General features: G+C 58.1%; 10 protein-coding genes. 1 reads left to right on the top strand and 9 read right to left on the bottom strand.

Annotated elements, in window-relative coordinates:
• Positions 1-51 precede the first annotated feature (51 nt).
• The 7 genes from RBB47_RS19135 to RBB47_RS19165 are packed head-to-tail and all read right to left on the bottom strand — an operon-like array spanning position 52 to position 9,315.
• On the bottom strand, positions 52-1,482 hold the full coding sequence (locus RBB47_RS19135) for an AMP-binding protein (protein WP_305987472.1): 1,431 nt from the start codon (positions 1,480-1,482) through the stop codon (positions 52-54).
• The gene (locus RBB47_RS19140) at positions 1,479-2,279 is read right to left on the bottom strand and encodes a hypothetical protein (protein WP_305987473.1); all 801 of its coding nucleotides are present in this window, start codon (positions 2,277-2,279) and stop codon (positions 1,479-1,481) included. The genes RBB47_RS19135 and RBB47_RS19140 overlap by 4 nt, the downstream gene beginning before the upstream one ends.
• Positions 2,279-3,577: a hypothetical protein gene (locus RBB47_RS19145; protein WP_305987474.1), complete on the bottom strand. Its 1,299-nt coding sequence runs from the start codon at positions 3,575-3,577 to the stop codon at positions 2,279-2,281. The genes RBB47_RS19140 and RBB47_RS19145 overlap by 1 nt, the downstream gene beginning before the upstream one ends.
• Entirely contained in the window at positions 3,574-4,665 is a 1,092-nt protein-coding gene (locus RBB47_RS19150) for a DUF3419 family protein (protein WP_305987475.1), read from the bottom strand. The genes RBB47_RS19145 and RBB47_RS19150 overlap by 4 nt, the downstream gene beginning before the upstream one ends.
• Positions 4,662-7,115, bottom strand: coding sequence for a PEP/pyruvate-binding domain-containing protein (locus RBB47_RS19155; RefSeq protein ID WP_305987476.1), 2,454 nt, complete (start codon positions 7,113-7,115; stop codon positions 4,662-4,664). The genes RBB47_RS19150 and RBB47_RS19155 overlap by 4 nt, the downstream gene beginning before the upstream one ends.
• Positions 7,112-8,044 (bottom strand): UbiA family prenyltransferase, encoded by a 933-nt coding sequence (locus RBB47_RS19160; protein WP_305987477.1) that lies wholly within the window; start codon positions 8,042-8,044, stop codon positions 7,112-7,114. The genes RBB47_RS19155 and RBB47_RS19160 overlap by 4 nt, the downstream gene beginning before the upstream one ends.
• On the bottom strand, positions 8,041-9,315 hold the full coding sequence (locus RBB47_RS19165) for a hypothetical protein (RefSeq protein WP_305987478.1): 1,275 nt from the start codon (positions 9,313-9,315) through the stop codon (positions 8,041-8,043). The genes RBB47_RS19160 and RBB47_RS19165 overlap by 4 nt, the downstream gene beginning before the upstream one ends.
• Before the next feature lie 184 nt (positions 9,316-9,499).
• Between RBB47_RS19165 and RBB47_RS19170 the strand changes: the two genes are divergently transcribed.
• The gene (locus tag RBB47_RS19170; RefSeq protein WP_305987479.1) at positions 9,500-10,039 is read left to right on the top strand and encodes a tetratricopeptide repeat protein; all 540 of its coding nucleotides are present in this window, start codon (positions 9,500-9,502) and stop codon (positions 10,037-10,039) included.
• A 22-nt stretch (positions 10,040-10,061) separates the two neighbouring features.
• On the opposite strand, the gene RBB47_RS19175 is transcribed toward RBB47_RS19170, so the two are convergent.
• Both RBB47_RS19175 and RBB47_RS19180 read right to left on the bottom strand, forming a co-directional pair.
• Positions 10,062-10,733: a GntR family transcriptional regulator gene (locus tag RBB47_RS19175; protein WP_305987480.1), complete on the bottom strand. Its 672-nt coding sequence runs from the start codon at positions 10,731-10,733 to the stop codon at positions 10,062-10,064.
• A 1-nt stretch (position 10,734) separates the two neighbouring features.
• Positions 10,735-13,620, bottom strand: coding sequence for an FAD-binding and (Fe-S)-binding domain-containing protein (locus tag RBB47_RS19180; RefSeq protein WP_305987481.1), 2,886 nt, complete (start codon positions 13,618-13,620; stop codon positions 10,735-10,737).
• Positions 13,621-13,646: the final 26 nt, after the last annotated feature.

A 13,646-nucleotide genomic window follows, 5' to 3' on the forward strand; every position in this document is an offset into this window, starting at 1 on the left:
GCAAACAACTGACAAAAACAGGTTTTAAACAAGATGCCAGCTTGCTTGAACTCAGGCCGAATGACGGCGAGATTTCGCAAAGAGAGCACGAACGTCCGGCTTGGACCGGTGCCGGCGATCCATGGGGATCTGTGCGACGTGTTCAATTTCAAACGTTCCGATGCGGCTTGCACGATCGTGCCAATCAGAGAGACTGCCGGCATCGCCCGAAACGAACAAGACCGGCCGGCCTTCGCTGTCGACCGCAAAGGCAGCTCCCGCCACCCCAGGCCAAAGGCGCGCCGCTGTCTCGACAGAAAATGCATAAAGACCTTTCGTCGAAGCAGCATGCCGGCCAAGAAGCCAGAGCCGGCCTTCGCCGTCCAACCGACCCGCATCGCCGGTGCGATGCCAGACGGTTTCGCCTTCAACAAGTTTGGTTTCAAGATCCCGGGAGGCGTCAAGATAACCGCGATTGACGTGTGGCCCGGAGACCAGGATTTCGTCATCGGCAAACTTTAGCGCGACTTCTTTGACGGGCGTTCCGACCGGAAGTCCCTGTCCGGAGCCGGCCGCATCCCAGTCTGCTTCGCTTAAGCTCTCCAGATGCGCATGGGCAACGGGCTCTGCTTCCGTCGATCCATAGACAACGGTCAATCCTATCGTTGGGTTGTGTTCGATAAACCGGCGCGCGACGTCGGGATAAAGCGGCCCACCTCCGGTCATCACCCTTTGAAGACCACTGCCGAGTGGAGCGCCGGCAAGCCGATCAACAATCACCGGCGGCACCAGAAGGCGGGTTGCGGCAACACTTTGCGCAAGACGACGAATGCGGTCTGCACCGGTGCGATCATGCCGGCGCAGGTTCCAATTCGGCATCACGGCCGTCGACCCGTGGCCGATGCAGGTCAGGACGAAGGCGGGAAAAGCGACAATATCCGTTTCATCGCGATCAGACGCAATCAGTGGCGCCAAGGCGCTATGCTGCGCCTTCATAAGCCCGTGTGACCGTTCGATTGCCTTCGGTTCGCCCGTACTTCCACTCGTAAAGGAAATCAACGCCGGGTCACCGCGCCCGAGGCTCTCACACTGATCATTTATCGCGCTGCCTTCCATCGCAGCAGAAAGCCGAATGGGAATGGACCGCGTCTCCGGCAGGAAAAAAGCCAGTGCCCTGATGGCAGGCGATGCCAGGAGAGCCTTAGGTCTGGTCACCGAAGCCGCATGCCGAAACCCGGCAAGACCCATTGCAGGTTCAGGAAAGACGGCGACCGCACCCAAGCGCCAAAGCGCAGCGAGGCCTGCGTAAAGATCAATGCCGGGAAAGACCCCTACGAGCACCCGGTCACGCTTTCCGATCCCTTTTGACGCAAACGCGGCGGCGAGCCTGGCAGACCGGCGTTCGAGCTCGCCATAACTCACCACTGTGCCCGACCGGTCGATGATCGCGGTGCGCTCACCTTGCCGTTGGGCCTTTAACAGGAAGTCGTCAATCAGGTTCAAAGCAGCCGCCCCATCAAGGCATAGCGGCGAAAGACCGTCCCACCGAACTTGCGGCTTTGCGCCTCCGAAGCGATGCCTGCTCGCATGAGCGCGTGAATGACTTCACTGAAACCGTGTTCCTCAGCAAGACCGTGCACGCGGTCCGCCATGGCGCGCCCGGCACCGGGAACGGCGCCAACATAAGTCTTCAGCACCACCGCACCCTTGCGCAAAGGATCGGGGAAAGCCAGGGTCAATCCCCTCGCCTTACTGTCACTGTCGAGCGCGCGAAGGATAAATCTGGGATCGGCATGTGCCAGGAGCGGCATGTATCGCTGAAGAAAAATCTCTAATGGAACCGGTGTGAAGAAAGGTGTTGTTCGAAACCCGTCCATGACGAGTTCGTGGGCACTTGCAAGGAGAGCCTCCGCGTCCTCGCCATTCCAGGCTTCCACCACAATTCCTTTGACCGCCTCAGCATATCCGCGTGAGCCGGGTTTTGCTGTTGCAGAGGCATGCAGCTCGGCGATCTCGAAGCCTGCCTTCTCGTAAGCTGCGAGATCATCGGGTCCGGCGTCCGGCTCCATCAGGAAACCGGGACTTCCGTCCGTCCAGACAGGCAAGCGGTATTTTCCCCACGTAGACCCGTCCATCGGTCCGACAACCGCCTGGATCCCTTTCTTTCGAAGCGTTTCGCAGGCTTCATTGAGGAAGGCAGCACCGCTCTCTGCATCTGCACACAAGCCTGTGCCGATCGCAGCGGTGCGCAGACCATTCCAGGACGGTGCCTCCCGATAAATCTCAAGACGTGTCGTCATTACAGGGCCTCATGGAAATAGGCAGGGAGCAGCAACAGCAGGGCCGTTGCTGCAAAGCGCAGACCCGGACCACGCTCCCCCCAGGTTTTGGGACGAAGTGTTTCCGTCATCACGGTCAACAGAGTGGCCGCCGCGACCACAGCACCTAGAGGCAAGGCAGGTACCCAGCCCATGTGGCGGATGACTGCCGGAAACAGCAGCCAGTAGATACCGGTCGCCAAAATGGCCGCGGCCACGCCGGCCGGAATTCGGAACCTGGACTGTCGCATGGCAAATGCGGCGTATCCGGCCCCAATGGCAGCGAAGGTTGCCGAGTAGTAGGCAATGGCATTCGTGCCGAAGACCGTTCCTGTGATGATCCAGATCATGCCGGTCAAGACCAGTGTGCTGACATAGTCGAGCACGGCATCCACGCCCTCCGCTGCAGGCCGCGCAACGAGAGCGGCGAAAAATGCCAGGACCGGGAGTATGGCGTTTATCGGATTTGCCACGATCACCGACAGGATGAGGGCGACTGACGCAGCGCGGGCAGCATGGGGCGTCATGCCGACAAGAGGTGCAGCATATCGGGCCGCCAGGAGCACGATAAGCCAGCCGGTTGTTATCGCGCCCAGGATCAGCGGTGGCGACTCTGCCCAGATGACAAGAAGGATATGAATTCCAACGGGTACGAAAAGATTGTCGAGGCCCCGCCAACTGTCGGCTTCGACATAGGTGGCAAACAGGGAGACCATCGTGGCCAGCCAGATCACGTTCTGCCGCGGAATCTCCGTCGCGGACAAGAGAATGATCACCACGGTCATCCAGGTCACCACAAAGAACGCGATGCTGCCCTCGGCGCTCTTGACGCGGTCACCCTCCCCGAAGCGCAGGCGTCCATAACTTGTGCCCACAAGCGCCGCGGCGGCATCGGACAACGTCAGCACCGCGATCGGCAAAACGTAAAGCGCCGGGTCGCCGGGCGAGAGCACAAAAAGCACCGTGATCGCAATCAGAAACAGAAAGTCGCCCCAGGACTGGCGCTCCACCGAATGGAGCGATGCACCAAGACCCTTGGCGGCGATCCCGGGCAGCCGGAGCACCAGGAGTGCAGCAGCGGCAAGGACAGCAAAAACGAGAAACCCTTCTCTGTGGAGGATCAACGGCAACACCATGGCATGCAGCCCGACGCCGACGTGAACCGCTTTGCGCTGGCTTTCCGCGCCGATCACAAAGCGGCCGGAAAGCTTGCGAATAAGGGCAGCAAGCGCAAATAGCGCCATCACAGAGGCAACGGCGACAAGGATCTGCAAGATCAAGCGGCGACCTCCTCGATGACGAGGTCAGAATAAAAAAACGCTTTGTCTTCCCGTTTCAGCCGCGCTTCGAGTTCGGAGAGACGTTTTACCCGATCGCCGAAGGCGGCTGGTGCCTGTCTTGGCGCCATCATGTTCCAGTAGACCAGCCTGGCTCCGGGAGCAGCTTTTGCAAGCAATTTGCCGTAGATCTCAGCGGTCACGTCCATCGACATGTATTCGAAAATATCGGACAGATTGAAACCGTCATACGGTCCGTCCAAGATGGCATCGATGGCCCCATGCCTAAGGGTTAGCCGATCGAGGCGCTCTGCGATCAGTGCGTAGTTCTCAGCACGCCAGGCCGTCGGCAACGCCGCACCGGTCTGCCCGGTCAGGATTTCCCGCATATACGGGTTTTCGCTTGGGTCCTGCTCCACTGCAGCAAAACGGACCTTTCGCCGAACATGAGCGCCGGCACTTCCTTCCACGTGATCGAAAAACGCAGGATCACGTCCGAGCCACCCCATCAGTCTGCGGGAAAAAAAGAAGCTGGTTGCCAGTTTCCAGCGGCTGTTGTTCCAGCGTCGCTCGAAAAACCGAACCCGTTCGTCGTAGTCGCGTTTCACAAAAACATCTTCAACAGTTTTTCGGGAGTGGATCAAAGGCAGCACGTAGCGCCGAAACAAAAGAAAATAGTTTTCGAATTTACCGACGCTTCCAGCACCTCGTTCCACCACAATCGGTGTCAGGTTCTTCCAGAAATCCTTCGTTCCGTCGCCGCAGGCGCTTAGAACACGTTCAAACAAATGCTCCCGGCGTGACGACGGTACGGCGCCGAAAAGTTCCAGGAACTCGTCATGCGCAAGCGTTTGAAACGCGGCGATCCGCAACCGGAGGCAGGCGATTTGTGCCTCCGACAGGTCTGCGGCAACAACTTCTTCTGGATCCAGCAAAAGCAGTGCGAGCACGTTGTCACCTGCGGCACAGATCGACAGGAACCGTTGCCCGGCGGACTGGTTCATACCGGCAAGCAGAATGTCGGCATCTTCCCATGCCCTTGCATAGCGGATGGCTTCAAAGCTTGCTCGCTGGTCGATTGATGCGCTCACGGCAGTTTCCTGACCCATCCGTTGGAGCCGTCGACCTCCAACCTGTCGCCTGTCTCGATCCAGCTGCACGCATCCTTTACGGCAACGACACAGGGGATACCAAGTTCACGCGAGACAATGGCGGAATGGGATAGAACGCTGCCACGCTCGCCGATCACCGCGGCCGCGTTGGCAAAGTGCGAAATCCAACCCGGATCCGTATGACGGGCCACGAGGATTTCGCCCGCCTGAACCTGTTCTTCTGCCGGGTCACGAATGACCCGTGCAATGCCTTCAACAACACCGCCTCCGCAGGCCGTACCGGTTCTTCTGAGCTCATCGTCATTCGCTACCGACACGCGCATGCGATCTTGCCGTCTCGACCGATCGACGACGGACCCACGAACCAGGATCCTCTCGGGCGGTTCGGGCAATCTGGCCGCTTCTTCCTGTTCGTTCCGCCGAATGGCTACGAGAGCCTTCAAATTACTGTCCGCAGCCGCGCCTTCGGCAATCGCAAGCAATTCATCTAGCGTCAGAAAGAACACGTCGTCTCGCGTTTCAAGGTGACCTGTTGCCGTCAGCGAGGTTCCCATCGCGCGAAACACCCGGCGGGCATAGCCGAAGATCCGCGTCCGCTCAAAACGAAGGTTTTCACGGTCGCGAACGCGAGCCTTTGCGTAGGATAACGCCCATCCGGCAAGAAGGCGTTTGAAAGGCCGGCGATGAAAAAGCCGATGTAGACCCGACTCTGGCGCCACCCTCTCGGTCTTTGCCCTTGCACGAGAGGCCGATGCCAGCACCGCACGGAACAAGGCGCCGGGCTCTTCGTCGAGTGTCGGCTCCTCAAGCTTCAGCTCTCCAATGCGCCGGTCGCCAAAGCGCTCCAGATAGTCATCCAGCAACGGTGCGAGTTCTGGCAGGGCGAAGATTGCTTCGCGGTCTTCTGATGCCAGAATGTTTTCGCCCTCTGGAGTCTGGCGCACGACCTCTCCCATCTTCTGGATCAATCTTGCCGGTTCAGCCGACACGATGTCGCCCTGCCCGATCAGCACATCATTGTGCAGCGTCAGTCCTTCTCTGCCCGCCCAGTTCTCCAGCATCGAGCGCGAGCCTCCAAACGCCATCATGCAAAGAAAGTCGTTCACAATCGGTGCGTCCCAGTCGTCGAGCAGCGCAGTTTCGACGCGGCGATACTCTGCAGCAAGCTCCGACAGAGGGCGCTTGGACAAACTCTCCCATTCAGCGCGTGGTGGCACAGTTGCAGCTATCCTGTTCATGAACCCCGTCCTGGTCGTGTTCAGGCGCAGCGCAGCAATTCCGAGTTTGGTGACCATTTTGATCGCAGAGAAGAAACTCTTGGACGGTGCAATCCCGGCCATCACCTCTTCCGGAAGAGGCTCTGACACACCCATCATCGTTTCCATGTGCTGCCGATTACTGGAAAAGAACGGCAACAAAGACAACAGCCGGTACCAGTTTCCAAGGTTGTAGTACATCCGGCCGTCGATGCGCGCGAGCATGTTGGCAAGATCCGGCTGATGGGATTGGATAACGCGCTCCGGAATGCCGATTATGCCAAGGAACGTCCGATAGACCCGCGCGTAGGCCGTCACGGCAAAGCTGTAGGTCAACGGCGAGACAAGACCGGGATAGCTTTCAACGATATTGGAGTTGTCGAAAACCAAAAGCCGCGTTTCGGCGGCCCCTTCCGGCAACAAGTGCGACGTGATCGGTCTCGCCTGCAACAGGAAAAGGTCGTCTGTTCCCGATGCCAAAGCCCATTCAATGTCCTGTGGCGCCTGCTTGGTCTTACTGACGTCTGCGCACAGATTGGCGACCGCTGTCGCATCCTCCCGGCTCAGGACCGGATCATTGGATGGCCGCTCGAGGATCTCAAGTTCCGGGATCGAAAATCGCCAGGTTTCACCGCTGACTTCACCGGAGACCAGCTTGTCGCCAAGACCGGCTGTTGCGCTGATCACGATCTGGTCGCGCCTTCCGGACACCGGCTCGGCGGCAAAAGCAACACCAGCTGCGCGCGCCTTGACCATTTGCTGGACAATCACGGACGGCAGGTCCGACCCATCGCGGCCACGAGCGGCCCGGTAGGCGGCAACGCTATCGTCAAGACCGGACGCAAACACCCGTTCCGCAGCAGCCGGAACCTCTTCAGCGGGAACATCCAGAAGTGTCAGATATTGCCCTGCATGAGAGTCCGCTGCACCGTCTTCGGCACGGCCCGATGAGCGGACCGCGTACCCGGTTCCGGATAGTCCGCTCAACGCCGCCTGAAGGTCCTCTTGGATGTTTGCGCTGAGACGTTCGTCGGTGAAGCCTTCGGGTGCGATCACAAGGAATGCAGGAACCTGGAACCCGGCTTGCATCAGTTCAGCAAGAACAAAAGCTTTTCCGCCCACGACTTCGGTCGATGCCGCGTGTGCGTTATCGGAGCGAAAAAGCGCGCTCACAGGACATCTCCAAGTGCCGGTGCAAATGCAGCTGCGAGATAACAGACCAGAACCCAAAGTCCCGACATGTTTTCAAGACGCTTCTGCTGCGCCTTGTCCGGATTGCGCGCGAATTTGACGAGAACCATGCCGAAAGGCACCAACACGGCAAGACCACATACGGCCGTGATGATCGGTCGTTCCAAATAGACGCCACACACAACAAGCGCAAAGAACGCCGCCAAGACCGAGATCGAAAGTGCTTTCAGCGAGGTGGGTATGCCCCAGGAAGAGCTGTAGGTTTCAACGCCTTCGCGCTCCTGCGCAGGTGCCCAGATCTTGCGTCCGAACTCCATGACACAGCCGTTGCAAAGACTCATCAAGAGAAACGTCCAGATGCCGGCAGGCATCGAACCGTAAGGAAGCCACTCGCAGCCGGTCAAAACAAGATCGATCAGCGGCATGATCGCCATATGCGACAGGAGGTAGAGAGCGGGCGAGCTGCGCAGCACCTCAGGAATGAAAAACTCGGCCGTCATCAGACCAAGCCAAACCCATACCAGGCCAACCAGCAGTACCAGGCCGGGAGACAGCGCATACGCCGCCAGAACCGCCGGCAGAGCCGCAATCGCTGCAAGCCAGACAATCAACTTGAGTGAGACCAGGCCGCGTGGGACAGGACGCTCTGGCCGGTATTTCCGATCTATATCCGCATCCTTGACCTCATCCAGCGCACGCATCTGCCAGAAGAAAACCATCGCGATCAGAAAGGCCACCAGATAAACGGAAATTCCGGGGAGAGGACGCTCGGCAAGCCGGGCGGATGCTGTCACGGAGGCTGCTGAAAACACGCCCAAAAGAGGAACGGTCTGCACAAGCGGAAAGCGCTCGGCTTGATAAATCCACAGCCTTGCCAGGAGCGAAGCACCCTGCTCTGCCCGTTCGTTCATGTCTTGCTGTCCCGTGCAAGGCGCTTATGCGCACTGCCAAATTGACCGCTTGCGACGGCTGCGGTTAGTGACAACTCACCACACAGGCAGAGCGCGGCGGCCACTTCGGCTAGAGCCGAGGCTTTCCCTGCACCTTTCAGGCCCATGACATCAAGACTGGCAGACTGAGACGGTAAACTTGTGCCGCCGCCCACCGTGCCGAGCATCAGGTTAGGAAGCGTGACTGTGACAAGCAGGCCTTTCTCGCTTGCTTCCATCCGTGTAAAGCCGACGGCGGATTCCGCGACGCAGGCAACGTCCTGCCCGGTAGCAAGGTAAAGGGCAGCAAGCCCGTTCGCGAAGTGAGCCTGTGCGCCGACCTGGCCCGTCATTAGCGCGCCGAGATTTGCGATCCGGCCATATTCAAGGATCTGATCGATTGTCGCACCAAGTGTCGTTTCAACGATGTCACGGGGAAGATCAACCTGTGCAGTCACACGGCGCCCGCGTCCCAGCATCGTGCCGAGAAAACTCGCCTTCTTGTCACCCGACAAGTTGGCTTCCAGGAACCAGGACCGGGGCTTTACTGTCGACGCTTCCAGTGCGTGCGCACAAAGGGCTTCTGTCGCGAAGGTGACCATGTTCTGGCCAGCGGCGTCACCCGTCTCGTACCAGCACATCAAAAACACGATTTCACCGTCAATTACCGGGTCGATGGAAAGCAGCTTGCCATGTTGCGTGGTCGCTTCTGCTGCCGCAGTCAGTGCCTCTGACGACGACATAGCCCAATCGACGAAAAGGCCCGCTTCCCCAATCGAGGAAAACCGGAAAGCTGGTGTCCGCAAAACACCCTCGCCGAGTGTCGCAACGCTGACGCCGCCCGCACTGCCGACGGCTTTCGCACCACGTGCATAGGACGCCACCAGCGCGGCTTCCGTCGTTGCGAGTGGCACGAAAAAATCACCATGCGCAAAGACCCCATTGATCCGCAGCGGCCCGACCGCGCCGACCGGGACTTTGACCGTGCCGATCATATTCTCGATGCTGCCTGTGTAGGCTTCTGCTGTCTCCACTGTGCGGTCGTCGGCCAATTCCGACTTTGCAGTTTCGGGAACGCCTGTCTCCGTCAAGCGTGACCAGATCCTGGAAATCACCGAAGCACTTGTTTTCGGCAAGGTCATCAAGGGAGCCGGAACCCCGTCACGCGGTGTCAGGCGTGCAGCAATTTCAACCGGATCCGTGTTTGCCTTGAGCTTCTTGATAAAATGCAGCGTTTTTGGCGGTAATGTCATAGGCCTTGATTCAATCTATTGAATGTCTTGAATGTGTGCCGAAGCTCGAGTCGAAATGGTCAATCGCACGCAATGGTAGTGGGTCTTAGTAAAATTTCCCCAAAGCAATGCTACCAAGCTTTTTGATTGCCGCGATGACGCACCTCGATCATATCCTGATTTGCACAGCCAGGAGACTGTTTCCATGAAGCGATTATTTGTTGGCCTGATTGCAGTCCTGATCAGTACAGCCGCCGGTGCAGTCGATCCCGACGAATACGAAACGCCGCCCAAGCCGACACAAACGTCAACCGAATGCCCGGATGGGACGGCATGGGACAAGGAAACCGAGCGCTGCGTAAAACTGGAGTCTCATCTGTTCCGAGATGAAGACCGGTTCCTTGCAGCACGCGAACTGGCGTATGCCGGTAGACTGCAAGCTGCGGGCCGTGCACTCGATACGATGGCGGATCAGATGGGGTCCCGGGTTTTGACGTATCGCGGTTTTCTCGCCAGAAAATCAGGAGACTGGACGTCAGCAGCGCGTTACTACCAGGCGGCCCTTACCGCGAACCCAGACAACCTCCTTGCCCGGTCCTATTTCGGAATGGGACTTGCGGAAAAAGGCGACTTCGATGCCGCCCGTCTTCAGTTGGTCGAAATTCGAGCCCGCGGCGGGCGGGAGACCTGGCCCGAACGCGCGCTGATCCTGTCTCTGCGCTCCGGAGGTCTGACCTCGTACTGATTTGAGCTCAGAGCAAATTGCCTTACCCCTGGCGCACCATCCTGATCAAAGCCTGAAACTTGTTTTCGATATGCGTTTCAAGCAATTTCGACAACAAGTCAGCATTCCGTTCTCGAAGCGCAGAGACGATAGCCTCATGTTCTTCAACCGCTTGTGCCCATCGGGCCTGGTCTTCATTCGCCTTGAACCGCCCCGTTCGCAGACGGACTGCCAGAGCCTCGTGCTGTTGTGACAGGATCGGATTTGCAGCCGCCTCCAGGATCAGCCTGTGGATCGCTTCGTTTTCACGGAAGTAGGCTCTCCTGTCACCCGATTTGAAGAAAGCTGCCATCGCCTTGGTGTGTTTTTCAGCCTTTGCAATTTCAGTGTCGGTTATCCTTGCGCAGGCCAGTTTGCCAGCGAGCGCTTCCAATGCCGCCAGAACCGGAAATCCGGCTTCCAATTCTTCAATGTCAATATCCGCGACCCAGGCACCACGATTAGGCACAAGCTGCACGACGCCTTCGGATGCCAGAACCTTGAGGGCCTCACGCATGGGCGTCCGTGAGACTGCAAAACTTTGGCAAAGGTCTGCTTCGGGAATTTTGCTTCCAGGCGGAAACGCATCTTCCAGAAGGAGCTCGCGCAATCGATCGACCAGTTGCGCATGAAGAGACGGACGGTCGATTGGAGTGACACCGGTCTTTGATTTCATCTCAGTCGCTCCCAAGGGTCTCAAGAAGCCGGGCGACATGGACGGCATCTCTTTTCGTTCCATGAAAAATCTGGTGACGGCACGAAAATCCATCAGCCACGAGGATACAATCAGGCGCTTCTCGGATTGCGGGAAAGAGGCTGAGTTCCCCCATCTTCAGGGACATTTCCGCAGTTTCCTTTTGATAGCCAAACGCGCCTGCCATTCCGCAACAGCTTGTTTCAATTTGTGAAACATCCGTGCCGGGGATACGCGACAGGACATCCAGCACCGCCGGCATTTCGGCGTGAGCCTTCTGATGACAATGCCCGTGTATGAGAATCGCGGAGTGTGCTGGACGAAATCGAAGCTCCAGCATGGCAGGACTGGACAAGAAAAACGCCTCGAACATCTGCGCCGCACCGGCAACCCTCGCACTTGCTTCCCCAGGCAAGAGCGCCGGAAATTCATCGCGCAGCGTCAGGAGCGACGACGGTTCCAGACCTATGATCGGCCGCCCGGCTTCAACATGCGGCAGCAGCGCTGCAAGCACCCGCTCTGCTTCCAGTCTCGCTTCATCGAGGGCACCCACGGCGATCAGGCTTCTGCCGCAATCAAGATCGCGCCTGCCCTCAAGCGGACGAGCCACCTGGACCTTCAGTCCGGCAGACCTCACGAGCCGACAGGCGGCGCGCAGGTTTTCCGGTTCAAAATACCGGTTGAAGACGTCGGCGAACAAAACAACGTCCGGGTTCTCGTCCTGGTACTCAGACGTTTTGAACGGTGACTTCGACCAGTCGGGCAAAGGCCGTGCCCGGCTGAAACCGGTCATCGCCTCGAAAAGAGCGCCGCCTCCCGGAACAGTCCGCGGCAATCGCGCTGACCAACGGGCCTTTGACGCGTAAGGCGCATAGCGCGGCAAATAACCAATCAATCTGTCGGTAATCCTCATGCCCTTCTTCTTTCGCCGCGCTGCCAGGACCTCAGCTTTCATTCTGGCCATGTCGACGCCTGTCGGGCACTCGCGCTTGCAAGCCTTGCAGGACACACAGAGCTTGAGACTTTCCAGCATTTCGTCTGAGGTCAACGCGTCGGCGCCAAGCTGACCTGACAGGGCAAGCCGCAGAGAATTGGCACGGCCTCTGACAACATGCTTCTCATCTCTTGTCACGCGGAACGAGGGGCACATGACACCTGCCTGGAGCTTCCGGCACGCACCATTGTTGTTGCACATCTCGACTGCGCCCTGAAGCCCTCCCTTTCCGGGCCAGGCGGACCAGTCGAAGGCAGTTTCAGGTGCAGCGTCGGTGTAATTGGGCCCGTATCGAAACAAGCTGCGGTCATCCATTTTCGGCGGCGAAACAATCCGGTTGGGATTGAACATGTTCTGAGGATCGAATCGGGTTTTGACCTCCTCGAAGCTTTTCACCATGCGCTGACCAAACATCATCTCGTGAAATTCGGAACGGACGATGCCATCGCCATGTTCTCCAGAGTGAGATCCCTTGTACTTCTTCACCAGCTCAAAACACTCTTCCGCGATGGATCGCATCGCGTGAACATCCTGGTCGAGCTTGAGATTTAGGACGGGCCGCACGTGCAAGCACCCGACCGAGGCGTGCGCATACCACGTTCCACGCGTCCCATGACGCGTGAAAATCTGCGTGAGACCAGATGTATAGGCATCAAGGTCATCCAGCCCAACGGCGCAATCTTCAACGAAGGAAACCGGTTTTCCGGCCTCCTTCATCGACATCATGATGTTGAGGCCTGCCTTGCGGAACTCGGAAATCTTTGCCTGAGCGATAGCATCGGTGACGGCAACGCATCCACCGTCCTTGGCCCCTGGCTTTCCGAATGCGTAACCGAGGTCACCCATCAGGTCCTCAAGAGCCTTTAAGCGCTTCTGGTTGAGCGCGGCGTCGCCCTCAGCGAATTCGACCAGCAACAGGGCAGCAGGCGCGCCCCTGACAAAGGCATCTACCGTTTCCCGAAACACCGGGATGCCCCGCGCGAGCTCTATCATGGTGTCGTCAACCAACTCGACCGACTGCGGTTTCAGTTCGACGAGATCCTTGGCCGCACGCATGGCATCGGAAAAAGTCGGAAAATGACAGATCCCAAGCACCTTCTCACCCGGCAAGCGCGATAGCTTGAGGTCTATTTCTGAAAAATAGGCGAGCGTTCCTTCCGAGCCGACAAGCAAATGCGAATAGTTTATGGGGTCGTCGGCTGGGACCAGGGCGTCAATGTTGTAGCCGCCCACACGCCTTAGAACACTCGGAAACCTGTCTTTGATTTCCGCAGCTTCTCTTGCCCCGAGATCTTGCAGAAACTGCTGGAGGCCAACCTTGTCTCCTTCGATGCCGCCATTCTGAAAGTGCAGCTCCGACCCGTCGGACAAGATGCTTTTGATCGCCAGAACGTTGTGTCGCATCGTGCCGTATTTGAGCGACTGACCGCCGCACGAGTTGTTGGCCGCCATGCCACCGATCGTTGCCCGGGACGATGTCGAAACGTCGACAGGGAACCAGAGCCCATGTGGTTTGAGAACACGGTTGAGTTCGTCCAAAACGAGGCCTGGCTGCACGGTGCAAGTCAGTCCGTCAGTATCAAGATTAAGTATCTTGTTCAGATACTTGCTGTTGTCGATGACCAGGGAGGAGTTGACGGTCTGACCGCATTGGGAGGTTCCCCCGCCACGCGCAAGAATGGAGTGGCCTTCGCTCTTCGCAAATTCCAAAGCCGAATGAACATCCTCGACGGATTTCGGGATCAGGATACCTTCCGGCATGACCTGATAAATCGAAGCGTCCGTTGCATACCGGCCGCGTGAAAACGCATCAGTGAAGACTTCACCCTCAACATGTTGCGCCAGCGCTGCAAATGGACCTCCGGCAGCCTCCATTCTCGTCTCCCGTTCAGGATTAGGTT

This window comes from Roseibium sp. MMSF_3544 (genome assembly GCF_030732845.1).
In the GTDB taxonomy this organism is placed as follows: Bacteria; Pseudomonadota; Alphaproteobacteria; order Rhizobiales; family Stappiaceae; genus Roseibium.